At 65.8% G+C, this 23,346-nt stretch carries 20 protein-coding genes; 7 read left to right on the top strand and 13 right to left on the bottom strand.

What is annotated here, in order from left to right:
* Positions 1-27: 27 nt before the first annotated feature.
* From LOY51_RS24020 to cbiE, 4 genes are all read right to left on the bottom strand, one after another.
* The gene (locus LOY51_RS24020; protein WP_125465715.1) at positions 28-465 is read right to left on the bottom strand and encodes an NfeD family protein; all 438 of its coding nucleotides are present in this window, start codon (positions 463-465) and stop codon (positions 28-30) included.
* Between the two features lie 715 nt (positions 466-1,180).
* Positions 1,181-1,903, bottom strand: coding sequence for a cobalt-precorrin-6A reductase (locus LOY51_RS24015; protein ID WP_125860598.1), 723 nt, complete (start codon positions 1,901-1,903; stop codon positions 1,181-1,183).
* Complete coding sequence (locus LOY51_RS24010) at positions 1,900-2,994, bottom strand: cobalt-precorrin-5B (C(1))-methyltransferase (RefSeq protein WP_125860597.1); 1,095 nt, start codon at positions 2,992-2,994, stop codon at positions 1,900-1,902. The genes LOY51_RS24015 and LOY51_RS24010 overlap by 4 nt, the downstream gene beginning before the upstream one ends.
* A complete protein-coding gene (gene cbiE / locus LOY51_RS24005; RefSeq protein WP_258643365.1) occupies positions 2,987-4,198 on the bottom strand; it encodes a precorrin-6y C5,15-methyltransferase (decarboxylating) subunit CbiE in 1,212 nt (403 codons plus the stop codon). The genes LOY51_RS24010 and cbiE overlap by 8 nt, the downstream gene beginning before the upstream one ends.
* A 225-nt stretch (positions 4,199-4,423) precedes the next feature.
* Between cbiE and cobG the strand changes: the two genes are divergently transcribed.
* From cobG to LOY51_RS23975, 6 genes are all read left to right on the top strand, one after another.
* The gene (cobG, locus tag LOY51_RS24000; RefSeq protein WP_125860594.1) at positions 4,424-5,746 is read left to right on the top strand and encodes a precorrin-3B synthase; all 1,323 of its coding nucleotides are present in this window, start codon (positions 4,424-4,426) and stop codon (positions 5,744-5,746) included.
* A complete protein-coding gene (locus LOY51_RS23995; protein WP_110992948.1) occupies positions 5,739-6,365 on the top strand; it encodes a precorrin-8X methylmutase in 627 nt (208 codons plus the stop codon). The genes cobG and LOY51_RS23995 overlap by 8 nt, the downstream gene beginning before the upstream one ends.
* The gene (locus tag LOY51_RS23990) at positions 6,362-7,096 is read left to right on the top strand and encodes a precorrin-2 C(20)-methyltransferase (RefSeq protein ID WP_258643361.1); all 735 of its coding nucleotides are present in this window, start codon (positions 6,362-6,364) and stop codon (positions 7,094-7,096) included. The genes LOY51_RS23995 and LOY51_RS23990 overlap by 4 nt, the downstream gene beginning before the upstream one ends.
* Positions 7,093-8,784: a precorrin-3B C(17)-methyltransferase gene (gene cobJ, locus LOY51_RS23985; RefSeq protein ID WP_258643359.1), complete on the top strand. Its 1,692-nt coding sequence runs from the start codon at positions 7,093-7,095 to the stop codon at positions 8,782-8,784. The genes LOY51_RS23990 and cobJ overlap by 4 nt, the downstream gene beginning before the upstream one ends.
* A 96-nt stretch (positions 8,785-8,880) precedes the next feature.
* On the top strand, positions 8,881-9,570 hold the full coding sequence (locus LOY51_RS23980; RefSeq protein ID WP_258643357.1) for a hypothetical protein: 690 nt from the start codon (positions 8,881-8,883) through the stop codon (positions 9,568-9,570).
* Between the two features lie 86 nt (positions 9,571-9,656).
* A complete protein-coding gene (locus LOY51_RS23975) occupies positions 9,657-10,280 on the top strand; it encodes a hypothetical protein (RefSeq protein ID WP_125860586.1) in 624 nt (207 codons plus the stop codon).
* A gap of 6 nt (positions 10,281-10,286) precedes the next feature.
* Here LOY51_RS23975 and tspR read toward each other — a convergent pair whose 3' ends face one another.
* The 8 genes from tspR to prmA all read right to left on the bottom strand — a co-directional run bounded on the left by tspR (position 10,287) and on the right by prmA (position 21,263).
* A complete protein-coding gene (gene tspR / locus LOY51_RS23970) occupies positions 10,287-10,883 on the bottom strand; it encodes a type III secretion system genes modulator TspR (protein ID WP_125860584.1) in 597 nt (198 codons plus the stop codon).
* Between the two features lie 555 nt (positions 10,884-11,438).
* Entirely contained in the window at positions 11,439-14,204 is a 2,766-nt protein-coding gene (locus LOY51_RS23965) for a hybrid sensor histidine kinase/response regulator (RefSeq protein WP_258643355.1), read from the bottom strand.
* Between the two features lie 127 nt (positions 14,205-14,331).
* Positions 14,332-15,627, bottom strand: coding sequence for a phosphoribosylamine--glycine ligase (gene purD / locus LOY51_RS23960; protein WP_125860581.1), 1,296 nt, complete (start codon positions 15,625-15,627; stop codon positions 14,332-14,334).
* Between the two features lie 167 nt (positions 15,628-15,794).
* Positions 15,795-17,402 (bottom strand): bifunctional phosphoribosylaminoimidazolecarboxamide formyltransferase/IMP cyclohydrolase, encoded by a 1,608-nt coding sequence (gene purH, locus LOY51_RS23955; protein WP_258643353.1) that lies wholly within the window; start codon positions 17,400-17,402, stop codon positions 15,795-15,797.
* A 76-nt stretch (positions 17,403-17,478) separates the two neighbouring features.
* Entirely contained in the window at positions 17,479-17,799 is a 321-nt protein-coding gene (fis, locus tag LOY51_RS23950) for a DNA-binding transcriptional regulator Fis (RefSeq protein WP_125465705.1), read from the bottom strand.
* Positions 17,796-18,809, bottom strand: a complete 1,014-nt coding sequence (gene dusB, locus LOY51_RS23945; protein WP_110992941.1) for a tRNA dihydrouridine synthase DusB — start codon at positions 18,807-18,809, stop codon at positions 17,796-17,798. Before dusB ends, fis begins: the two co-directional genes overlap by 4 nt.
* Before the next feature lie 197 nt (positions 18,810-19,006).
* The gene (locus tag LOY51_RS23940; RefSeq protein WP_258643351.1) at positions 19,007-20,341 is read right to left on the bottom strand and encodes a DUF3426 domain-containing protein; all 1,335 of its coding nucleotides are present in this window, start codon (positions 20,339-20,341) and stop codon (positions 19,007-19,009) included.
* A 43-nt stretch (positions 20,342-20,384) separates the two neighbouring features.
* The gene (prmA, locus tag LOY51_RS23935; RefSeq protein ID WP_125860577.1) at positions 20,385-21,263 is read right to left on the bottom strand and encodes a 50S ribosomal protein L11 methyltransferase; all 879 of its coding nucleotides are present in this window, start codon (positions 21,261-21,263) and stop codon (positions 20,385-20,387) included.
* A gap of 177 nt (positions 21,264-21,440) precedes the next feature.
* Between prmA and LOY51_RS23930 the strand changes: the two genes are divergently transcribed.
* The gene (locus LOY51_RS23930; protein ID WP_125860575.1) at positions 21,441-21,980 is read left to right on the top strand and encodes a hypothetical protein; all 540 of its coding nucleotides are present in this window, start codon (positions 21,441-21,443) and stop codon (positions 21,978-21,980) included.
* A gap of 294 nt (positions 21,981-22,274) precedes the next feature.
* Here the strand turns inward: LOY51_RS23930 and LOY51_RS23925 are convergent, their stop codons facing one another.
* On the bottom strand, positions 22,275-23,339 hold the full coding sequence (locus LOY51_RS23925) for a 2,3-butanediol dehydrogenase (protein ID WP_223277232.1): 1,065 nt from the start codon (positions 23,337-23,339) through the stop codon (positions 22,275-22,277).
* Positions 23,340-23,346: the final 7 nt, after the last annotated feature.

The raw sequence follows: 23,346 nt of genomic DNA, 5'->3' as shown, positions 1-23,346 counted from the left end.
GTTTGCGAACTTCCTTTTAGTGCGGATTCAAGCCCGGGTGACCCGGGCGGTATTGCCTTCGATGGCGGCCAGGCGAACACGCTCGCCGGCGGGGATGTCGCTGTCGGCGACGCAGGTCCATTCCTCGTTGCCGAGGATCGGCTTCTGGAAGCGCACGCGGCCTTTCTGGAATTGCGAGACGCTGGCGGTCAGCAGGCCGACTTCGCCGATCACGCTGTCGGCGGTCCAGCGTACGTCCGCTTTCTTGCGGCGGAACACTTTGAACCACAGCACGGTGGTGATGGACGAGAACACTACCCACAGCAGCCCTTGCATATCCAGTTGCAGGCTGGGGGCGAGCAGCGCGATGAACGACACCAGCACGGCGCCGATGCCGAACCAGAGAATGAAGAAGGTGGGGAGCACCAGTTCCAGCAGGATCAGGGCCACGCCGAAGACGAGCCAGATCCACCATTGCATTTCCATATGGGTGGAGCCTTCCAGTAGAGGGGGGGGGATTTTACGGCAAGATCAAGGCACAGGGCCATCTGTTGCGTGCTGCTCTGAACTGAGCGCGTGCTGGGGTTGCTGTTCAACAGGTTGGTCACGGTTGGTGATGTAGTCCTCGCTTACGGTATCGGCAGCAAACCACCGATCCCAGCCAGAGTCGGCGTAGGAGAGTTCTGATTGCTCGGGGAGTTGGGTTGGGTCTGGCATGGCTGCTGCTCCACTGTTGAGGGTTAGCATTCTCAGGATGTTTGTGTCAGGGCTGCCAGGTGCTCGCCACAACTTTTGCTGCGCCTGTGAGATCGAGCGCCGCCCGCGCGGCGCATCGCTGGCAAGCCAGCTCCCACATCTGTTTCGGGCCAGTTTTTTCTGTGCCATCACCTGGTCCGCCTTTGTTGGGGCGACGCGGTATTGGCGTGGTCGCTAAAGATGCTCCACATGACTCAAGACATGCACCAAGGCGGACAGCGGTACTTTCACAGGACTCATTGGCCCGAAACAAACTGTGGGAGCTGGCTTGCCAGCGATGCGCCGCGCGGGCGGCGCTCGATCTCACAGGCGCTGAAAAATTTCAGGCGGGCACCTTGCAGCCCTGACGCGATCATCCCGAATGCGCTGCTGTTGAAGGTGGAAACATGCCTCATGAACCTCGCAGCACAAAGCGGCAATGTATGTCCAAGGATTCCGGCAAGTTTCAGCGTGTTTCCAGCGCTTCAAGTAGCTCTTTCGGACCTTCGAAAACCCGCTCCACCTCCGGCAGTACCGGCCGCTTGAGCACCAACACCGGCACCCCCCGTTCGCGCGCGACTTCCAGCTTCGGCTCAGTCGCCGTACTGCCGCTGTTCTTGCTCACCAGCACATCGATCTGCCGGCGTTCGAACAGCGCGCGCTCATCGTCGATACGGAACGGCCCACGCGCACCGATCACCTCGCAGCGCTCATTACCCGGGCAAGCCTCAAGGGCGCGCAGGGTCCAGAACTGATGCAAAGGAATCTCGTCCAGATGTTGCAGCGGCTCGCGCCCGAGGGTAAACAGCGGTCGCTGGAACGGCGCCAGCGCCTCGATCAACTCATCCCAGCCCGCCACCTCGCGCCAGTCGTCCCCCGGTTGCGCCTGCCAGGCCGGGCGCCTGAGTGCCCAACAGGGAATGCCGGCCATGGCCGCAGCCTGTGCGGCGTTCTGGCTGATCTGCGCAGCATAGGGGTGAGTGGCATCTACCAGCAGCTCGATCCCTTCCTCACCCAGGTAACGCGCCAGGCCCTCGGCGCCGCCGTAGCCACCGACCCGCACCTGGCAGGCCAGGTCCTGGGGCACGCGGCCGATGCCGGCGAGGCTGTAGACATGCTGCGGCCCGAGCGTGCGGGCGATGGCCAGGGCCTCGGTAACCCCGCCCAGCAGCAGGATGCGCCTCTTCATTGCACGCCCGCCTTGCCGACGATGCCGCCCTGGCGGTCGATGGCGAACACCTCCACCTGCACCTGGGCCGGCACCACGCTGCGGGCGAAGGCCAGCGCATGGCGGCAGACCTCGTCGCCCAGGGCGATACCGGCGGCGTGGGCCAGGGCGAGGGCCTGCTGACTGGTGTTGGCGCCGACGATGGCCGCTTGCAAGGCTGCGTCGGCGCCAATGTCGGCGGCCCAGCCGGCCAGCTGTGGCAGGTCGATGCTCGAATGGCGGCTGTGCAGGTCCATGTGCCCGGCGGCCAGCTTGCTGATCTTGCCGAAGCCGCCGCACAGGCTCAGGCGCGGTACCGGCACCTTGCGCAGGTGCTTGAGCACGGCGCCGACGAAGTCGCCCATCTCGATCAGGGCGATTTCGGGCAGGCCGTACACCCGGCGCATGGTGTCTTCGCTGGCGTTGCCGGTGCACGCGGCGATGTGGGTGTAGCCGTTGGTGTGGGCAACATCGATGCCTTGGTGGATCGAGGCGATATAGGCCGCGCAGGAGAACGGCCGGACGATGCCGCTGGTGCCGAGGATCGACAGCCCGCCGAGGATGCCCAGGCGCGGGTTCATGGTCTTCAGGGCCAGGGCTTCACCGTCGCGGACATTGACCGTGACTTCGAAACCTCCGGCGTAGGCACATTCGTTTGCCAACTGCTGCAAGTGCTCGCTGATCATCCGCCGCGGCACCGGGTTGATCGCGGGCTCGCCAACACCCAGTACCAGGCCCGGGCGGGTCACGGTCCCCACGCCTTGCCCGGCGACAAAGCGGATGCCGGGTTCGGCGAGCAGGCGCACCTGGCTATAGAGCAGCGCACCATGGGTGACATCCGGATCGTCGCCGGCATCCTTGAGCGTGCCGGCCTCGGCGCCGTCTGCGCAGGCGCGGCAGAACTCCAGGCGCATCTCTACCACCTTGCCCTTGGGCAGGGTGATGTGCACCGCATCATGGTGCTGGCCGGTCAGCAGCAGGCGTGCTGCCGCAAGGCTGGTGGCGGTGGCGCAGCTGCCAGTGGTCAGGCCGCTGCGCAGGGGCGCGGGTTGTTCACGGGTTTCTTCACGCATCGAGAGGCTTGACCACGTCGAGCAGGGTGATCGGCAGCGCCTGGCGCCAGGTGTCGAAACTGCCCAACGGCTGGGTGTGGGCGATATGGATGCGGGTCAGTTCGCCGCCATGCAGTTCGCGGAACTGCGCCAGGGCGACTTCGCTCTGCAAGGTCACGGCATTGGCCACCAGCCGCCCGCCAGGGCGCAGGCGTTCCCAGCACAGGGCCAGCACGCCTTCGCCGGTGACGCCGCCGCCGATGAAGATCGCATCGGGGCGCTCCAGGTCGTGAAGCGCCTGTGGGGCCTTGCCACGAATCAGCTGCAGGCCGGGCACCCCCAGGGCATCGCGGTTGTGTTCGATGAAGCCCTGGCGGCCTTCGTCGGCCTCGATGGCCAGGGTGCGGCAGCTGGGGTGGGCACGCATCCACTCGATGCCGATCGAGCCGCAGCCGGCGCCCACGTCCCACAGCAGTTCGCCGGGTTGCGGCGCCAGGCGGGCCAGGGTGATGGCGCGCACATCGCGTTTGGTCAGTTGGCCGTCATGACGGAAGGCGCTGTCCGGCAGGCCAGCGACGCGGGGCAGGCGTGGGGCATCGGCGCTGGCCTGGCAATCGATGGCCACCAGGTTCAGCGCGGCGATGTCGGCGTGTGGCCAGTCTTCGGCCGTGCCGCTCAGTTGGCGCTCCAGTGGCCCGCCGAGATGCTCGAACACCTGCAGGCGGCTCGGGCCGAAGCCGCGTTCGCGCAGCAGCGCGGCGATGGCGGCCGGGCTGTGTTGGTCGTTGCTCAGCACCAGCAGGCGCAGGCCGCTGAACAGGTGGGCATTGAGCGCGGCCAGCGGACGGGCGACCACCGAGACCACCTGCACGTCCTGCAACGGCCAGCCCAGGCGGGCGGCGGCGAGGGCGCAGGAGGAGGGCATTGGCAGCACCTGCATCTCGCTGCTGGGCAACTGGCGCGCCAGGCTGGCGCCGACGCCATAGAACATCGGGTCGCCGCTGGCCAGCACGCACACCGGCTGGCCGCGCAGGGCCAACACCGGCTCCAGCGAAAACGGGCTGGGCCAGTGGATCTGCTCGGCGCTCGCGCAGTGGGGCAGCAGGGCCAGCTGGCGCGGGCTGCCGACGATGTGCGCGGCCGCCAGCAGGGCGCGTCGGGCCTGCTTGCCCAAGCCGCTGAAGCCGTCTTCGCCGATGCCTATAACTGTGAGCCAGGGGGCCATGTGTTTCGTTCCGCCAATGTTGGAGCCGCTTCGCGCCTCTTCGCGGGTAAACCCGCTCCCACAGGTGCAGGATGTGATGCTGTGGGAGCGGGTTTACCCGCGAAGCAGGCGATGCGGTTCAGAATTTCTGCTCAATCGCAGCAGATGCTCGACCACCGGCTTTTCATGCCGCCGGACAAAGCAGGCATAATACCGCGCCTTCTACACTGAAGCGCACCTTCACGATTGCCGGATGCCCCTTTGAAGCAGGCCCAGCCCCCCAACATTACGCCTCGTCCCTCGGCCTGCCCGGGGTTGTGGCGCGTCGTCGCCGCGCGCGATGGCGGCATCTGCCGGATCAAGCTGCCCGGCGGGCTGCTGCTGGCTGACCAGGCCGAGGCCGTGGCCGACGCCGCCGAGCGCTTCGCTGGCGGGGTGATCGAGGCGACCAACCGCGGCAACCTGCAGATCCGTGGCATCGGCAACGACCACCACGGGCTGGTTGAATACCTGCTGGCGGCGGGCCTGGGCCCGCGCGAGGCGGCCGGCGACGATGTGCGCAACCTGATGCTCAGCCCGCTGGCCGGGCTCGACCCGAGCATGCTGTTCGACACCCGGCCCTTGGCCGGGCAGATCCTCGACCTGCTCGAAGGCACACCACGCTTCCATGAGCTGTCGGCCAAGTTCGCCGTGCAGCTCGACGGCGGTGAAGGGCTGGCGATGCTCGAACACCCCCATGACCTGTGGCTGTGCGCCGCACGGCTGGAGCAGCGCACCTGGCTGATGTTCGGCCTGGCCGGCTGCCCGGTCGACCCGCCAGTGGGCGCGGTGCCGGTGGAGCAGGGGTTGGCGCTGGTCAGGGCAGTGCTTGCGCGCTTTCTCGACCTGGCCACGCCCGAGCAGTCGCGCATGCGTCAGTTGCTGGCGACCTGCAGCGTCGAGCAGTTCATAGATGGGCTGGACATCCGCCGCGACGATGCCGTGCGGAGCTGGCGGCGTGCTCAGGCACCGGGCGCCTGGCTGGGCGTGTTGGCGCAAGGTCAAGGCGTGGCCCTAGGCGTGGCCCCGCCGTTGGGGCGCCTGACCCCGGCCATGCTGCGTGGTGCTGCGCACATTGCCCGGCAGTGGGGGGACGGCAGCCTGCGCCTGAGCCCCTGGCAGAGCCTGGTGCTGACTTCGGTAGCCCAGAACGCTATCGACCAGGCTCGCGTTCAGCTCGCGGCGCTGGGCCTGCTCTGCGCCCCTGACCAGCCACTGGCCCGTGTCACCGCCTGCACCGGCTCCAGCGGCTGTGCCAAGGGCCTGGCCGACACCAAGGCTGACGCCGTTGCCCTGGCCGCCCGGCTGCAGCATGGTGCCCCCGCCAGCGTGCACCTGTCCGCCTGCCCCCGTTCCTGCGCCGTGGCCCATGTCGCCCCGGCCACCTTGCTGGCCTGCGCCCCGGGCCGCTACGACCTTTACCTGCGCGATGCGCGCCTGCCGGGTTTCGGCAGGCTGCGCGCCGCCAACCTCACCCCAGAAGAAGCAGGCGCCATGCTCGACCTGCCGACGGAGCACCTTGATGATTGATTACATCCGCGATGGTCAGGAGATCTATCGCAATTCATTCCGCATCATTCGCGAGGAGGCCCGGCTCGAGCGCATTCCCGCCGACCTGGAGAAGCTCGCCGTGCGCGTGATCCATGCCTGCGGCATGGTCGAGGCCATCGACGGCCTGCAGTTCTCCGAGGGCGCCGGCACCGCTGGGCGTGAAGCCCTGGCCAAGGGGGCGCCGATCCTGTGTGACGCGCACATGGTCGCCGAAGGCATCACCCGCGCGCGCCTGCCGGCGAACAACCCGGTGATCTGCACCCTGCGCGACCCCAGCGTGCCGGAGCTGGCCAAGGCCGAGGGCAACACCCGCTCGGCGGTGGCCCTGGAGCTGTGGCGCCCGCACCTGGAAGGCAGCGTGGTGGTGATCGGCAACGCGCCGACTGCGTTGTTCTACCTGCTGGAAATGATCGATGCCGGTGCACCCAAGCCTGCGCTGATCCTTGGCTTCCCGGTCGGCTTTGTCGGGGCTGCCGAGTCCAAGGCCATGCTTGCCGCCGACAGCCGCGGCGTGCCTTTCGTGATCATGCAGGGCCGCCTGGGCGGCAGCGCCATGGCCGCCGCCGCGGTCAATGCCCTCGCCACGGAGGTGGAATGATGCAGGCTCGCGGACGACTGCTGGGCCTGGGCGTGGGCCCTGGCGACCCCGAACTGATCACGGTCAAGGCCCTGCGCCTGCTGCGTGAAGCGCCGGTGGTGGCGTACTTCGTGGCCAAGGGCAAGCGTGGCAATGCCTTCGGCATCATCGAGGCGCACCTGCAGGCCGAGCAGACCCTGCTGCCGCTGGTGTACCCGGTGACCACCGAAGCGCTGCCGGCGCCGCTGTCCTACGAGCAGGTGATCAGCGACTTCTACGACGAAGCCAGTGTGCAGGTGGCCGAACACCTCGACGCCGGCCGCGACGTGGCGGTGATCTGCGAGGGCGACCCGTTCTTCTACGGCTCCTACATGTACCTGCATGACCGCCTGGCGTCGCGCTACGAGGCCCAGGTGATCCCGGGCGTCTGCTCGATGCTCGGCGGTGCCTCGGTGCTGGGCGCGCCACTGGTGTATCGCAACCAGACCCTGACCGTGCTCTCCGGCGTGCTGCCTGCCGACGAGCTCAAGCGGCGCCTGGCCGATGCCGATGCGGCGGTGATCATGAAGCTGGGGCGCAACTTCCCCAAGGTTCGCCAGGCGCTCACCGAACTGGGCATGGATGGCCGCGCGCTGTACGTCGAGCGTGCGACCATGGCCAACCAGAAAATCGTGCCGCTGGACCAGGTAGACCCGCAGTCCTCGCCGTACTTCTCGCTGATCATCGTGCCGGGTGAAAAATGGCAGGGATGAACAACGCACCGGCCATCGTCATTCTCGGCCCCGGCAGCCTGGCGACCGCGCAGCGCATTCAGCAACGTTATCCACAGGCGGTGATCCATGGCCTGCAAGGGCGCGTGGAAGGGGCCGACAGCTACTACAGCGCATTCGGCGACACCCTGCGGGTCCTGTATCGGCAGGACACCCCGATCATCGCCCTGTGCGCGGCCGGTATCGTGATCCGCAGCCTGGCGCCGCTGCTCGACGAGAAAGGCACAGAGCCGCCGGTGCTGGCCGTGGCCGAGGACGGCAGCGCCGTGGTGCCGCTGCTCGGTGGGCTGGGCGGGGTCAATGTCATGGCTCGGGAAATCGCCGAGGCATTGGGCGTGACTGCCGCGATCACCACCAGTGGTGAGCTGCGTTTCGGCACCTGCCTGCTCAACCCGCCAGAGGGCTATGCCCTGGCGGACCTGGAGCAGGGCAAGCGTTTTGTCTCCGACCTGCTGGCCGGGGAAGCGCTGCGCATCGAAGGCGATGCACCCTGGCTCGACCGTGCCCAGTTGCCGGTCAGCGACAACGCGCAGCGCACCCTCCATGTGGGCAGTGCGGCGCGCCCGGCCAACCGGGATGAGCTGGTGATCCATGCCCGTTGCGTGGTGGTGGCGGTTGCTGCCGGTGGCGCCGACCTGGCCCAGCAGGTGCGTGAAGCCTTGCAGGCGGCGGGTATCGCCGAAGCGGCGCTGGCCTGCTTGCTGGCAAGCGAAGCCGACATGGCCGAGCCGGCTCTGCACGAGGCTGCGCAAAGCCTGAACCTTGCCCTGCGCTTCGCCCCTGCTGCCAGCAGCCTTGAACAGATGCTGGCCGATACGCTGCCGCAGGCGCGGGTCGAAACCCATGCCGGGTTGGCTGTGGCGGTTGCTGCAATGCCGGTCGACAGCGCGCAACTGGGTCGCCGTCGTGGCCGCCTGGCCGTGATCGGCCTGGGCCCTGGCGCCGCCGAGTTGATGGTGCCGGCGGTCAAGGCCGAACTGGCCCGGGCCCAGGATGTGCTGGGCTATGAAACCTACGTGCGCATGGCCGGCCCGTTCCGCGACGACCAGGTGCTGCACTGCACCGACAACCGCGAAGAGATGCAGCGTGCCCGCCATGCGTTCGAGCTGGCGGCGCAAGGGCGCTCGGTGGTGGTGGTGTCGTCGGGCGACCCGGGCGTGTTCGCCATGGCTGCCGCGGTACTCGAGGCGCTGCACGAATCCAGTGACCCGGCCTGGCAGCGGGTCGATCTTGAGATCCTGCCAGGCGTCTCTGCCTCTCTGGCCACCGCCGCACAAGCCGGTGCACCCTTGGGCCACGACTTCTGCGTGATGTCGCTGTCGGACAACCTCAAACCCTGGTCGATCATCGAGAAACGCCTCGACCTGGCAGCCCAGGCCGACCTGGTGCTGGCGTTCTACAACCCGATTTCCAGGTCGCGGCCGCATCAGCTGGGCCATGCACTGGAAGTGGTGCGCCGCCATCGTGAGGGGCATACGCCGGTAGTGCTGGGGCGTGACATCGGGCGCCCGGGGCAGACCCTCAGGACAGTCACCTTGGGCGAGCTGGTGCCCGAGATGGTCGACATGCGCACCATGGTGCTGGTCGGTTCGTCGACCACCTGCACCTTCCCCCGTGCCGACGGCAACCAGTGGGTCTACACGCCGCGCTGGTACCCCGCGAAAGCCTGACCTGCGAGGAAGGCTGGCCTGCTGAACGGCACATTCTTACCTGCATAGTCTTCGAGTCTCACCCGGCATCCGCCGGGTTCTGACTCAAGGATATGCATGATGAGCAATAACCTGATCGCCGATACCCATTCCGCTGCCGTCGTCGAGCAGTCGCTGATGGCCTTCGCTGCCGGTATGAGCCTGCAGAATCGTACCGACGTCATGAATTCGTACCAGTTCGCCTCGCTTGTGGCTTCCAGGCTGTATGACAGCGAGAACCAGAGCGAGGCCTGGTACAAGCAGAACCTGAAAGTGATGGAGGACTTGGGCTGGCTGACCGTGCGTCGTACCTACGAGCGCGAAATCTCTGACTCGCAGTCCCTCACGCTGGGCGCCGTCGCCTTCAAGGCCATGCGCGTTGTAGGCCAGGCCGCGTTCGGTGGGCCGGTGGCCGAGGCCATCGGCAAAGTGGCCGAGGCTGCCCTTGAAGGCCTGGGGCAAATTACCGAGGCCCAGGACATCTTCAAGCACAACTTCAAGGACAAGCTGGTCGGGACCATTGGCCTGGCGGCTTGCCTTGAAACCGAAGACGGGCAACTGATGATGGTGCAGACCGCCGTCAGCACCAAGGGCATGAGCCGCGATCTGGATACCGTGGCCTTCGAATGGAAAAGCATCGACACCTACCACTACTCGGGTACCGCGTTGCTCACCTTCAACAATCATCACTATGCCCGCGTGCGCGAGCATGTGGAGAAGCGCTTGGGTGATCGTCGTTTCGAGAACGTGCTGCAATACGATTTCTGATCCATGAACCGTGGTCGCCGTCCTTTGTGGCGGTGGCCAGGCTTGCCCGGCAGACAAGGCCGGGCGCTGACAAGGGGGCATGCATCATGAACAAGTACAGAGCGGCGGTGGCGGGCAGCAGCCTGGTCGCGTTCTTGCCTGGCGTTACGCCCGCGCAGCGCAGCGCGGTGCAGCTGGCGGCGTTGATGGCGGAGCGCGTGACGCGTACCGACCATGAGCAGGGATTGGTGACCGACTGGTTCAGCCACTACCGCAGGCAACTGCAGTATTACGGATGGGATGGCTTGTCGGCCGAGCAGGTGCATTGGCCTGGGCTCGAGCGCCCCGGTATCGTCAATGCCGCGTTGCGGCGCATCGATGCCACGGCGGGTGAGCACTACGCGACCGCACTGGGGCTGGCGATGGCGGGGTTGGCCCGGAGTGATTGGGCCTTGCTCAACTTCGAGCAACGAACCCGCGAGCGCGGGGTTTTTCAACTGTTGCCGTGTGCACCCAGCAAGCCGGGATATGTGGACCTGGTGCTCTACCGCGAACACTGCGAACGCGACATGCTCAACACCGGTTTTTTGCTTCGCAGTCGTGAAGCGACGCGGGTGCAGGCAGAGCTGGTGCGCTTCAATACGCGCTTGTTCGACCAGGCGTATCGCAGCCTGGTGGAGCAGCGCCTGGAGAAGGTTGCCCGGCAGCAGATCCTGTCCTTCGAGATCTGAGGCGCGTTACGGCACCATGTAGCCCTTGATCCCGGTAAAGATGATCTGCGCCGCCAGGGCGCAGACGAACAGGCCCATCAGCCGGCTGACGATCTGCAGGCCCTGGTCGCCGAGCAGGCGTTCAATGCGGTGCGAGAGGTACAGCACCAGGCCGACGGTGAAGCTGGCCAGGGCGATACTGACGATGGCCAGCAGCTTGTCGTCCCAGTGCGGTTGGCCCACCCCCATCACCAACAGCGCACCGATGGTGCCCGGGCCGACGGTCAGCGGGATGGTCAGCGGCACGATGGTCACGTCCTGCTGCACATTGTCGGTCTGGATCGCCGACTTGCCCTGGGCCATGGCCAGCGCCGAGATGAACAGCACCGAACCGGCGCCGATACGGAAGGCGTCGGCGGTGATGCCGAACACGCCGAAGATCACCCGCCCGAACAGGTACAGCAGCACACTGGCGATGAGCGTGGCGATGGCCACGCGCCAGGCCAGTTGCTTGCGCTCCTTGCTGGAATGGCCTCGGGTCAGGCTGATGAAGCACGACAGCACGAAGAACGGGCTGTAGAGCACGAGCATTTTCAGGTAGACGCTGAACAACTCATGGAGCATGGGGGTGGGTCCGCAGCGGGAGTAGGTGCGGGCAAGTGTATCAGCAGGTTTGACGGCTGTTGGGGCCGCTTCGCGCCCCTGTAGCCGGGCGGCTCCTACAGGAACTGCACAAGGCTTGAGGTCGGCGCGGCCAGTGTGGGAGCAACTGTCTTATGTTGTCAGTGCTGGCCTCATCGCTGGCAAGCCAGCTCCCACAGGTACGATGCTTGCCTCGAGGTCGGCGCGGCCAGTGTGGGAGCAACTGTCTTATGTTGTCAGTGCTGGCCTCATCGCTGGCAAGCCAGCTCCCACAGCTACGATGCTTGCCTCGAGGTCGGCGCGGCCAGTGTGGGAGCAACTGTCTTATGTTGTCAGTGCTGGCCTCATCGCTGGCAAGCCAGCTCCCACAGGTACGATGCTTGCTTCGAGGTCGGCGCGGCCAGTGTGGGAGCAACTGTCTTATGTTGTCAGTGCTGGCCTCATCGCTGGCAAGCCAGCTCCCACAGCTACGATGCTTGCCTCGAGGTTAGCGCGGTCAGTGTGGGAGCCGGCTTGCCGGCGAAAGGGCCAGTCGCATCACTCGAGAGGCGCGGTCACTACCTGGCGCTGCCCCGCCCAGAACTGGATCAGCTCACGCAGCTGCGACAGTTCCACCGGCTTGGCCATGTGCCCGTCCATGCCGGCCAGGCGTGCGCGTTCCTTGTGTTCGGCGAGGATGTGCGCGGTCAGCGCCACCACCGGGGTGCGCGGGCGCTGGTTGGCGGTTTCCCAGGCTCGCAACTGTTGCGTGGCGGAGAAACCGTCGAGCACCGGCATTTCGCAGTCCATCAGCACCAGGTCGTAGCGCTTGGCTTTCATCGCCTGCAGGGCCTCTTCACCATTGCTGGCGGTGTCCGGTTCGAGGTTGAGCTTGCCGAGCATGCCGCGGATGACCTTGGTCGAGATGCTGTTGTCCTCGGCCACCAGTACGCGGAAGTCGTGCGGCAGGTCCAGGGGTTGCTGGATGCCCGGTGGCAATGGCGGTGCGGCCAGTTCGCGGCCGCGCAGGGCCAGCTCTTCGGCCAGGGTGGTCTTGAGCGTGTAGCCGGCCACGGGCTTGGCAAGGATGCGCTTGACCCCGGCATTGCGGGCGATGACCTTGCTCGGCGCATTGCTGATGCCGGTGAGCATGACCACCAGGATGTCGTGGTTCAGGCTTGGGTCTTCCTTGATCTTCGCTGCCAGCTGCATGCCGGTCATGCCGGGCATGTTCTGGTCGAGCAGCACCACGTCGAAATAGTCGCGCAGGTGCGCCTTGGTGCGCAGCAGGGCCAGCGCCTCCTTGCCGGAAGGCACGGCGCTGACGTTCATGCCCCAGGCGCTGCATTGCTGCACCAGGACCTTGCGGCAGGTGTCGTTGTCGTCGACCACCAGCACCCGCGCGTCGCGCAGCGGGCTGTCGAGGTCGGTCGGCGGTTGCTCCAGACGGTGCGGGTCGAGCGGCAGCGTCAGCCACAGTGTGTTGCCCATGCTGGTGCTGGTCTTGATGCCGAACTCCCCCTGCATCAGGCCGATCAGCTGCTTGGCGATCACCAGCCCGAGGTGGCCGCCGAGCTTGTTGCTGGAGAGGAAGTGGCGGCTGTGCAGTTCGGCCTGCAGCAGGGCGTCGCGCTCGGCCGGCGCCATGGGTGCGCCGCTGTCCTGCACGGCAATGCGCAGGCGCGGGGTGTCGCCGCGCTGGTCCAGCGCCACCACCAGCAGGATCTCGCCCTGTTCAGTGTTCTTCAGCGCATTGTCGAGCAGGCTCGACAGGGCCTGGCGCAGGCGGGTCGGGTCGCCGCTGACCACCCGTGGCACCTGTGGCTGGGTGAAACTGATCAGCTCGATGTTCTGCTGCTCGGCCTTGGCCCGGAAGATGTTCAGGCAGTCTTCGATCAAGGCGTTGAGGTCGAACTGCACGTCGTCCAGTTCGATCTGCCGCGATTCGAGCTTGGAGATGTCGAGGATTTCGTTGATCAGGGTGAGCAGTTCGTTGCCGGCGCTGTGGATGGTCTGCACGTAGTCGCGCTGCTTGACCGACAGTGGCGTGCCCAGCAGCAGCTCGGTCATGCCCAGCACGCCGTTCATGGGGGTACGGATCTCGTGACTGATCTTGGCCAGGAACTCGGCCTTGGCGTTGATCTCGGCATCGCTGGCGGCCAGGGCTCGGCTGGCGCGGAAGCGCTCCTCGCTGATGCGCCGCAGGCGCTCGCTGACGGCCAGGTTGAGCAGCAGGCCGCTGACCACAGTCAGCACCATCAGGATGCACAGCAGCCAGGGTGTGGGGGTGCGCGTAAGGCCGAGCAGTGCCGGCAGCAGCACCAGGCCGCCGATGTTGTACACCAGCATGGCCAGGGCGAACAGCCGCGCCGGGCCATAGCCCTTGTACCAGTGATAGCTGCTGACCAGCAGCATGCTCAGGCTACCCAGGGCAAGCAGGGCGTAGGTCATCAGGTTCAGCGGCAGGGTGTCGACGAACAGCAGCACCAGGCCACTGACAGCGGCCACCAGCATCTCTGCGTGCAGCAGGCGGCTCATGCGTGTCGAGCTGCAGGGGGCGAAGAAATGCAGGGTGAAGTAGAGGCCGGACAGCCCGGCCAGCATCAGGGTCAGGTAGGCGGCTGGGGTCTGGGCGCTGTACCACAGGTGCCACCAGGGGCCGCTGAGGTTGAGCAGAATGAGTGCGCTGAGCAGCATCAGGGCGTGGTAGAGCGCCAGGATCAGGGTGGTGCTGGAGCGGCTGTAGGCGAAGCGGATCAGGTTGTGCAGGATCAGCATCACCAGGCCACCGAACAGCAGGCCGAACAGCAGCGGCTGGCGCTGGTCGGATGCGGCCTCGGCGGCAGGTTCCAGGCTGATGGCCGGGCGCAACTGGTGTTCCGACACCAGCCGCAGGTATACATCCACCGCCTGGCTGCTGCGTGGAAGTGGCAACACGTGGTCGCTGCCATTGATCGACAAGGTGCTGGTCTCGCCCTGGCGCCCGTGGTGCAGCAGGCGCAGCAGCTTGCCGCCTTCGAGGGCGTAGAGGTCGATACGTGACAGGTCGGGGGCGAAGATGCGCAGCAACTGCTCCTGCTCGCCGGGTTCCAGGCGGTAGTGCAGCCACAGGGCCTGGTCGGGGAGGGCGGCGTCCAGTTCGTCGAGCGGCAGGGGGCTGAACTGGTTGCGGTAACGCTCGGAGCGTACGTCGGAAAGCTGCAGATTGGCCTGTTCGTCGAGCAGCACCGACCAGCCGCCGGCGTCTTCGGCCGCAGCCGGGAGCAGGCAGAACAGGGTCAGCAGGCTGATGATCAGGGCTGTGGCAATCCGAAGCCGACGCACGACGAAATCCCTTCTTAGCTAATGTGCCGGATAGCAACTATGCGCGGCGCGCCAAGGCGAAGGCAAGGCCCCGTGGGGGCCTTGCCGACGAGCCGAGGGCCGAGTGCAACGGCCCAGGGCTACAGCATCACTGCTGGTGTTCACCGCGCTCGCGGGCAATGGCCCGGTAGCCGATGTCGTTGCGGTAGAAGCTGCCTTCCCACTTGACCTCTTTGGCCAGGCGGTAGGCCTGTTGCTGGGCGGCCTCGACGGTATCACCCATGGCGGTGGCGCAGAGTACGCGGCCACCGGCGCTGACCACTTGGCCATCCTTCAGCGCGGTACCGGCATGGAACACCTTGCCTTCGAGCTTGGCGGCAGCGTCCAGGCCGCTGATCGCAGCGCCCTTGGCGTAGTCACCCGGGTAGCCACCGGCAGCCAGTACCACGCCCAGGCTCGGGCGCGGGTCCCACTGCGCTTCGACTTTGTCCAGGGCCTTGGCGAAGGCGGCTTCGACCAGCAGCACCAGGCTCGACTCCAGGCGCAGCATGACTGGCTGGGTTTCCGGGTCGCCGAAGCGGCAGTTGAATTCGATGACCTTGGGGTTGCCCGCCTTGTCGATCATCAGACCCGCGTAAAGGAAGCCGGTGTAGACGTTGCCTTCCTCGGCCATGCCGCGCACGGTCGGCCAGATCACCTGGTCCATCACGCGCTGGTGCACGTCGGCGGTGACCACCGGGGCCGGGGAGTAAGCGCCCATGCCGCCGGTGTTCGGGCCGGTGTCCTGGTCGCCGACACGCTTGTGGTCCTGGCTGGTGGCCATCGGCAGCACGTTGTGGCCGTCGACCATGACGATGAAGCTGGCTTCCTCGCCGTCGAGGAACTCTTCGATTACCACGCGCGAACCGGCTTCACCGAAGGCATTGCCGGCGAGCATGTCGCGCACGGCGTCTTCGGCTTCCTGCAGGGTCATGGCGACGATCACGCCTTTACCGGCGGCCAGGCCGTCGGCCTTGATCACGATCGGTGCGCCTTTTTCACGCAGATAAGCCAGGGCCGGCTCGATCTCGGTGAAGTTCTGGTAGTCGGCGGTCGGGATCTTGTGGCGGGCCAGGAAGTCCTTGGTGAAGGCCTTGGAGCCTTCCAGCTGGGCAGCGCCCTTGGTCGGACCGAAGCAGTCCAGGCCGCGGCTGCGGAACAGGTCGACCACGCCGATGACCAGCGGGGCCTCTGGGCCGACGATGGTCAGGTCAACGTTCTTTTCGGCGAAGTCGGCCAGTTGCTCCAGGGCGGTCACGTCGATGGCGACGTTTTCGCACTTGGCTTCGGTGGCGGTGCCGGCGTTGCCTGGCGCCACGAAGACTTTCTCGACCCGTGGGTCCTGGGCGACTTTCCAGGCCAGGGCGTGCTCACGGCCGCCGCTGCCGATGATCAAAACTTTCATTACAGACTCCTTCGGAGAAGCTGCAAGCTGCAAGCATCAAGAAAAAGCGGATCGCGCTTTGCTACTCAATGCATGCAGCCTGGGGATTCTAGTGGCTGTCGCTGCAAGCCAAGGCTGGTGTGGACTGCTCTTGCTTACAACCTGCAGCTTGAAGCTTGCCGCTGCTGTCAGTGGCGGAAGTGGCGCATGCCGGTGAACACCATCGCGATACCGGCTTCGTCGGCAGCGGCGATGACTTCGGCATCGCGCATCGAGCCACCCGGCTGGATAACCGCGCTGATACCCACTTTAGCCGCGTTGTCGATGCCGTCACGGAACGGGAAGAACGCATCCGAGGCCATGACCGCACCCTGTACCTGCAGGCCAGCATGTTCGGCCTTGATCGCCGCGATACGCGCCGAGTTGACGCGGCTCATCTGGCCGGCGCCGACACCGATGGTCTGGCGCTGCTTGGCGTAGACGATGGCGTTGGACTTGACGAACTTGGCCACTTTCCAGGCAAACACCAGGTCGTGGACTTCCTGTTCGGTCGGCGCACGCTTGGTGACGATCTTCAGGTCATCGGCAGTGATCATGCCGATATCGCGGCTCTGCACCAGCAGGCCACCGTTGACGCGCTTGAAGTCCCAACCGGCGGCACGCTCGGCTGGCCACTCGCCGCACTCCAGCAGGCGTACGTTCTGCTTGGCGGCCACCACGTCGCGGGCGGCCTGGGAGATTTTCGGGGCGATGATCACTTCGACGAACTGGCGGTCGACGATGGCTTGCGCCGTTTCGCCATCCAGCTCGCGGTTGAAGGCGATGATGCCGCCGAAGGCCGATTCGGTGTCGGTGGCGTAGGCCAGGTCGTAGGCCTTGCGGATGCCGCCTTCGTTTTCCGGCACGACCGCGACGCCGCACGGGTTGGCGTGCTTGACGATGACGCAGGCCGGCTTGACGAAGCTCTTCACGCATTCCAGCGCGGCGTCGGTGTCGGCCACGTTGTTGAACGACAGCTCCTTGCCTTGCAGCTGGATGGCGCTGGAGATGCTGGCTTCGCCTTTCTTCGCTTCAACGTAGAACGCCGCGCTCTGGTGCGGGTTCTCGCCGTAGCGCATTTCCTGGGCCTTGACGAACTGGCTGTTGAAGGTGCGCGGGAACTCGCTGCGGCCTTCGGTGGACAGGGTGTCCTGGGTCTGGTCGATGCTGCCCATGTAGTTGGCGATCATGCCGTCGTAGGCGGCGGTGTGCTCGAACGCCTTGAGCATCAGGTCGAAGCGCTGGGCGTAGGTCAGGCCGCCGGCCTTCAGGCCTTCGACGATATCGGCGTAGTCGCTGGCGTTGACCACGATGGCCACGTCTTTGTGGTTCTTGGCTGCCGAACGGACCATGGTCGGGCCGCCGATGTCGATGTTCTCGATGGCAGTCGGCAGGTCGCAACCCGGCTTGCTGATGGTGGCTTCGAACGGGTACAGGTTGACCGCGACCAGGTCGATCGGCTTGATGCCGTGCTCGTTCATGATGGCGTCGTCGGTGCCGCGACGGCCGAGGATGCCGCCGTGGATCTTCGGATGCAGGGTCTTGACCCGGCCATCCATCATTTCGGCGAAGCCGGTGTAGTCGGCCACTTCCACCGCGTTGACGCCGTTGTCCTTGAGCAGCTTGTAGGTGCCGCCGGTGGACAGGATCTCGACACCGAGCTGTTGCAGCTCACGGGCAAATTCGAGGATCCCGGTCTTGTCGGAGACGCTGATCAAAGCGCGGCGGATCGGCAGGCGGGTAGTCTGGTCGGTCATTTCAGATTCCATAACGCGGTGGAGTCAGCAAAAAAGGCGCCTCGTTACGAGCGCCTTTTTGGTTGGGGTTCTGGCCTTACAACAGATCGTACTGCTTGAGTTTCTTGCGCAGCGTGCCTCGGTTGAGCCCGAGCATCTCGCTGGCCTTGGTCTGGTTGCCCTTGACGTAGTTCATCACGCTTTCGAGCAGGGGCGCCTCGACTTCGGAGAGCACCAGGTTGTACACGTCCGTGACGGTTGCGCCTTCCAGGTGGGCGAAGTAGTTGTGCAGCGCCTTCTCGACGCTGTCGCGCAGGGTCTGGCCCTCCTCGCTCGGCGTGTTCAGGTGCTGCTTGAGGTTGGCGTTATCGCTCACGGGCGTTGTTCCACTCACAATTGTCTCGGTCATCATCGTCATGCGGCCACCCCTTGTTCGTCCTCTGTCCCAAGGCTCTGTCGACGTTCGGCGAAATAAGCCTGAACGTTGGCGCACTGCGCTTGTGTGTCTTGCAAAGCGTTGAACTGGCTGCGGAACTCCTTGCCGCCAGGTCGGGTTGCCAGATACCAGCCAACGTGCTTGCGGGCGATCCGCACGCCCATCACATCGCCGTAGAAGGCATGCAACGCGGCCAGGTGTTCCAGCAGAATGCGTTCTACTTCGTCCAGCGCAGGGGCGGGCAGGTGCTCGCCAGTGCGCAGGTAATGCTCGATCTCGCGGAAAATCCACGGCCGCCCTTGGGCGGCACGGCCGATCAGCAGGCCGTCGACCCCGGTGGCGTCCAGCACCGCCCGGGCCTTTTCCGGCGAGGTGATGTCGCCGTTGGCGAATACCGGGATCGACACCGCCTGCTTGATCGCGGCGATGGTGTCGTACTCGGCGTCACCGGTGTACAGGTCGGCGCGTGTGCGGCCATGCACCGCCAGCGCCTGGATGCCGGCCTGTTCGGCGATCTTCGCCACGTTCAGGCCGTTCTTGTTCGCCCGGTCCCAGCCGGTGCGGATCTTCAGGGTCACCGGCACCTCGACAGCGCCGACCACGGCGTGGAGGATCTCGCTGACCAGGGCTTCGTCTCTCAATAAAGCAGAGCCGGCGGCCTTGTTGCAGACTTTTTTCGCCGGGCAACCCATGTTGATGTCGATGATCTGGGCGCCAGCTTCGACGTTGGCCCGTGCAGCGGCTGCCATCATCTGCGCGTCACCACCGGCGATCTGTACCGAGCGCGGCTCGGGATCGCCTTCGTGGATGCGGCGCAGGCTCGACTTGCGGCTATTCCACAGGCTCATGTCGCTGGACACCATTTCCGACACCACCATGCCCGCCCCCAGGCGTTTGCACAGCGTACGGAAAGGTTGGTCCGTGACCCCGGCCATTGGCGCAAGGATCAGGTTGTTGTGCAGTGTGTATGGGCCGATGCGTACCGCCGACATAGGTGTTCCCTGTTGTGGGGCCGAATCATTGGAGTCGAAAAAGGGTGGGCATAATACCCGCTCTCGATGACCGGATAAAGAAGGATTTGGATAAAATCTGAACAACGGACGGCAACTTCAAGCGGCAAGCTTCAAGCTGCAAGACAGATGCCGATCGGCTTTTTCTTGAAGCTTTCAGCTTGAAGCTTGCAGCTGCTTCACTCCGGCGAGCGGAAGCTCAGGCTGTAGTTCACCGCCTTGGGCCCCGGGTCGAGGATGTCCAGGGCGATGTGGATCGGTGTCTGGCTGGGCATCTCGCCACGGCCGGCCAGCTCCCCCGACAGGTACTCGCTGGGCTTGAAGCGTCGGCTGGCGATCAGCTGGCCATTGAGGTCGGCGAAACGCAGCTCCAGCAGCGGGAAAGGTTGGGCGAAGGGGGCGCGGTTGTAGATGATCGCATCGACGATCAGCGCGCCTTTGAAGTCAGGGTGGCTGCGCACCACCAGGTTGCTGCTCTTGATCCGCGAAATGTCGACGCGGGTCGGCACCTGGCAGCCGACCATCGGGCACAGCTGTTGGAACCACGGGCGGTACTGGTCCTGGCGAGCCATTTCGTCGAAGTGGTACCAGATGTACTGGAATGCCAGCAAACCGGCCGCCAGCAGCGTCAGCAGCCCCCACAACAGGCGCTTGCCCCAGTTCGGGGCGGGCTTTTCCCAGCCCAGTTGCAAGGGGTCGTCGACCACATCGACCAGCGGCTCCTTGCGCGTGCGTTCAGGTTTGAGCGCCAGGCTCGGCTCCACACGCTCGTCGGGCTGTTCGTCCAGTTCGTCTGCATCGCGGGCCGACAGGCGTTCGCTGCGCAGGCCGTCGTCCAGTGCCGACAGGCCTGGCTCGGGGAGCGGCTCGTCGCGGCTGGACAAGCGTTCGACCGGCGCGTCGAGGTCATCATCCTGTGTTGGCTGGCTGACGGCTGGCTCGTCGTCGAGGTCGAGTTCGGCGCTGCCCAGGGTCGGTTCGGTGCGTTCGTCGGCAGCCGGTTCCAGGTCCAGCGGCTCCTGTTCGACCAGTACCGGCGCCTCGGTGTGCTGCGCCACGGGCTCGACGGGGTCGTCGGTGGCGGTGCCGAATGGCTCGTCGCTGTGTTCGTCGATGCCGTGCTCGTCACGGCTGGCATGCAAGGTGGGTGCTGGTGTGGCGGCCCGCCGGTCGCCTGGGCTGCGCCGTTCGAGGCGAGCAAGTTCCTGATCGAGGTCGAAGTCTTCCAGCGCCTCGGCGGTGCTGGCCCAGTCCTGCTTGACCGGCGGCACCGGCTCGATGGCCGGCGCCACGACCTGCGCCGCGACCGGCTCGGCCGCCTGCTCAGGCTCGGCGGCCGGGGCGGCTGGCTGCCCCGTCGCCGCGCGATTCTGCTCCAGCAACTGCTTGGCGGCGTTGAACACCTGCAGGCAGTTGCCGCAGCGCACCACGCCACGCGCCACACTCAACTGGTGATGGGTGACGCGAAAGCTGGTCTGGCAATGTGGGCACTGGGTGACGAAACTGTCGGTCATGCGGCGGTCCGGGGGGCTGTGCAGGTATTGAGTCTAGGCGCGCTTAGCGGCGGCGACCACTGATCCGTACCCAGCCGTCGCGCACGGCGATAGGGTCCAGGTCGAAGTCGGCGGCGTAGGCCGCGGCCACTTCCTCACCCTGTTCGGCAAGGATGCCCGACAGCGCCAGCAGGCCGCCGGGGCGTACCAGGCCGGACAGTTGCGGCGCCAGCGCCACCAGCGGGCCGGCCAGGATGTTGGCGACCAGCACGTCGGCCTGCATGGCCGGCATGTGCTCGGGCAGGTACAGGGGGAACCTGTCGTCGGCGATGCCATTGCGCTGGGCATTGTCGCGCGAGGCTTCCAGCGCCTGCACGTCGATGTCGGTGCCGACCGCTTCACGGGCGCCGAGCAGCAGCGCGGCGATGGCGAGGATGCCCGAGCCGCAGCCGAAGTCCAGCACCTGGGTGCCTTGCAGCTGTTGGCCGTCCAGCCATTCCAGGCACAGTGCAGTGGTCGGGTGGGTGCCGGTGCCGAACGCCAGGCCCGGGTCGAGCAGCAGGTTGACCGCGTCCTTTTCCGGCGCCTCGTGCCAGCTCGGCACGATCCACAGGCGCTGGCCGAAGCGCATGGGCTGGAAACCGTCCATCCAGCTGCGCTCCCAGTCCTGGTCCTCGATCACCTCGGCCTGGTGCTCGGGCAGTGCGGCGCCGGTCAGCAGGGCCAGGTGAGCGAATACCGCGTCGGGCTGGGTATCGGCCTCGAACAGTGCCAGCAGGTGGGTGTGCGACCACAGCGGGGTGGTGTTGAGGTCCGGTTCGAAGATCGGCTGGTCTTCGGCGTCCATGAAGGTCACCGACACAGCACCCACTTCCAGCAGGGCGTCTTCGTAGGTTTCGGCTTGTTCCGGGCTGATGGCCAGGCGTACTTGCAGCCAGGGCATGGCGGGCACCTTTGGTAAATCGACAGGGGCAGCCCGAGGCTGCGCGAAAGGGCGCCAGTTTACGTCAGGCGGGCGCTAAAAGGGAGTGAGGCGGCGAGCGGGGCATAGCAATAGATACCGCGGATCGGTCTCTGGTCAGCGTCAGACTGCAGGCATATTCACTGTGAGGTACCGATGATGAGCAACGAAACACTGGACGCGCGGATGACTCAATGGGGCGAAATCGTCGAAGAGCGTCTGGCCACGCAGATGTCGCTGCAGGCGGTGATCGAAGAGCAGATTGCAGTCGAATTCCAGTTTCTGGTGCCCGAAGTGGCGTTCACCCCGGAGCTGCTGTCGGCGCTTTACCAGGCCTCGGTCATGCGCGCCAGCGGGTTGTTTGCGGAGACTGAGGCAGACGCCGAGCAGCCATGGCGAGAGCAGGTGCCGGAAAGCCAGCATGAAAGCGTGGAAATCGTGATTGAGAGTGTCAGTGTGCGTTTTATCACTGCCTATGACGACGCTCTGCGGCGCCACTGGTCGCGACGCCCCGCCGACCTGGTAGATTCGACGCTTTATGTGCAGCGCCTGCGCGATGTGCTGTTCGATCATGTGATGGACCTGCAGGCACTGCTGGAGCAAGGTCATGCGGGTGATGCCCTGCAGGGGTATATCCAGGCTTACCAGCAGGCTTGGTCCGAGCAGGCAGCCTCGCTCCTGCTGGCCTGGCAGCAGTAGCCGGGTGCTGCTGCGCAGCCAGTCGCTGGCAAGCCAGCCCCCGCTCTATGAACTTGCACGTCCGCTGTAGGAGCGACCTTGTGCCGCGAAAGGGCTGCAGAGCAGCCCCGGCGATTTCTGCTTTCACGCTGAAATCCTGGGGCCGCTTTGCGGCCCTTTCGCGGCACAAGGCCGCTCCTACAAAGGGCGCGCAAGGCCTGAAGGCATGCGCTGTCCCTGTGGGAGCTGGCTTGCCAGCGAAAGGGCCGCAAGCCGCTTAACCGATCGGTTTTGGCGCCTGGGCCCTTTCACCACTCACGACGCGCCCGGCGAAACGATGATCTTCACGTTGTGCTCCTTGTTGTTGACCAACTCCTCGAAGCCCAGCTCGACGATCTGCTCCAGCCCGATACGCCCGGTCACCAGCGGCCGGATATCCAGTCGCCCGTCATTGATGAAGGCGATCACGTCGGCGAACTCGCCGTTGTAGGCCAGCGCGCCGAGCACCTGTTTCTCGGTGGCCACCAGTTCGAAGAAGTTGAATTCGCTGGGTTCTTCGAAAATGCCCACCAGCACGCACTTGCCGGCCTTGCGAATCGTGTCGATGGCCAGCTTGGCGGTGTGCTTGTTGCCGATGCACTCGAAACTCACATCGGCCCCCAGCCCGCCGGTCAGTGCGCGGATCTCGGCCAGGGCGTCGCACTGGCTGGGGTCGAGCACGCTGCTGGCTCCCACTTCCAGCGCCTTGGCCTTGCGCGCCGAGGACATTTCCAGGGCGATCACCTGCGCCGCGCCGGCGGCCTTGGCGCACATGATGGTGCACAGGCCGATGGTGCCGGCACCGACCACCACCACGTTCTGCCCCAGCAGGCTGCCGGCCTTCTTCACCGCGTGCATGCCCACCGCCAGCGGCTCGATCAGCGCCCCTGCCTCGCGCGGGAAGCCCTCGGGCAGCTTGTACAGCAGGTTGGCCGGCACGTTGACCCGTTCGGCGAAGGCGCCGTTGTTCATCAGCCCGGTGAAGGCCAGCTGCTCGCAGATGTTGTACAGGCCGTGGGTGCAGTAGTAGCAAGTGCCGCAGTGCTGGCAGGCATCCGCCGCCACCGGGTCACCCACGGCGTAGCCCTGCACGCCATCCCCGAGCTGGACGATCTCGCCGCAGAACTCGTGGCCGAGGATGCACTGACCCTGGATGCCGGTCAGTGGGTGCGGCGCCTCGACCGGGATGAACACGGGGCCGGCGACGTACTCGTGCAGGTCCGAGCCGCAGATGCCGCACCAGTCCACCTTGATCTGCACCCAGCCGGGCGGCGGGTCGGCGGGCAGCGGCACCTGTTCGACGCGGATATCGTGGCGGCCATGCCAGACGGCGGCGCGCATATGGGTG

This window comes from Pseudomonas sichuanensis, from assembly GCF_024749065.1.
GTDB lineage: Bacteria > Pseudomonadota > Gammaproteobacteria > Pseudomonadales > Pseudomonadaceae > Aquipseudomonas > Aquipseudomonas sichuanensis.
This window is presented reverse-complemented; position numbering and strand designations above follow the sequence as displayed.

Coding starts and splice junctions, on each gene's coding strand:
- LOY51_RS23930 (WP_125860575.1), top strand. CDS start 21,441: ATGAGCAACGAAACACTGGACGCGCGGATGACTCAATGGGGCGAAATC.
- prmA (WP_125860577.1), bottom strand. CDS start 21,263: ATGCCCTGGCTGCAAGTACGCCTGGCCATCAGCCCGGAACAAGCCGAA.
- cbiE (WP_258643365.1), bottom strand. CDS start 4,198: ATGGCCCCCTGGCTCACAGTTATAGGCATCGGCGAAGACGGCTTCAGC.
- LOY51_RS23990 (WP_258643361.1), top strand. CDS start 6,362: ATGATGCAGGCTCGCGGACGACTGCTGGGCCTGGGCGTGGGCCCTGGC.
- LOY51_RS23925 (WP_223277232.1), bottom strand. CDS start 23,339: ATGCGCGCCGCCGTCTGGCATGGCCGCCACGATATCCGCGTCGAACAG.
- cobJ (WP_258643359.1), top strand. CDS start 7,093: ATGAACAACGCACCGGCCATCGTCATTCTCGGCCCCGGCAGCCTGGCG.
- LOY51_RS23975 (WP_125860586.1), top strand. CDS start 9,657: ATGAACAAGTACAGAGCGGCGGTGGCGGGCAGCAGCCTGGTCGCGTTC.
- LOY51_RS24020 (WP_125465715.1), bottom strand. CDS start 465: ATGGAAATGCAATGGTGGATCTGGCTCGTCTTCGGCGTGGCCCTGATC.
- fis (WP_125465705.1), bottom strand. CDS start 17,799: ATGACGATGATGACCGAGACAATTGTGAGTGGAACAACGCCCGTGAGC.
- LOY51_RS23940 (WP_258643351.1), bottom strand. CDS start 20,341: ATGACCGACAGTTTCGTCACCCAGTGCCCACATTGCCAGACCAGCTTT.
- dusB (WP_110992941.1), bottom strand. CDS start 18,809: ATGTCGGCGGTACGCATCGGCCCATACACACTGCACAACAACCTGATC.
- purD (WP_125860581.1), bottom strand. CDS start 15,627: ATGAAAGTTTTGATCATCGGCAGCGGCGGCCGTGAGCACGCCCTGGCC.
- LOY51_RS24010 (WP_125860597.1), bottom strand. CDS start 2,994: ATGCGTGAAGAAACCCGTGAACAACCCGCGCCCCTGCGCAGCGGCCTG.
- tspR (WP_125860584.1), bottom strand. CDS start 10,883: ATGCTCCATGAGTTGTTCAGCGTCTACCTGAAAATGCTCGTGCTCTAC.
- purH (WP_258643353.1), bottom strand. CDS start 17,402: ATGACCGACCAGACTACCCGCCTGCCGATCCGCCGCGCTTTGATCAGC.
- LOY51_RS24015 (WP_125860598.1), bottom strand. CDS start 1,903: ATGAAGAGGCGCATCCTGCTGCTGGGCGGGGTTACCGAGGCCCTGGCC.
- LOY51_RS23980 (WP_258643357.1), top strand. CDS start 8,881: ATGATGAGCAATAACCTGATCGCCGATACCCATTCCGCTGCCGTCGTC.
- LOY51_RS23995 (WP_110992948.1), top strand. CDS start 5,739: ATGATTGATTACATCCGCGATGGTCAGGAGATCTATCGCAATTCATTC.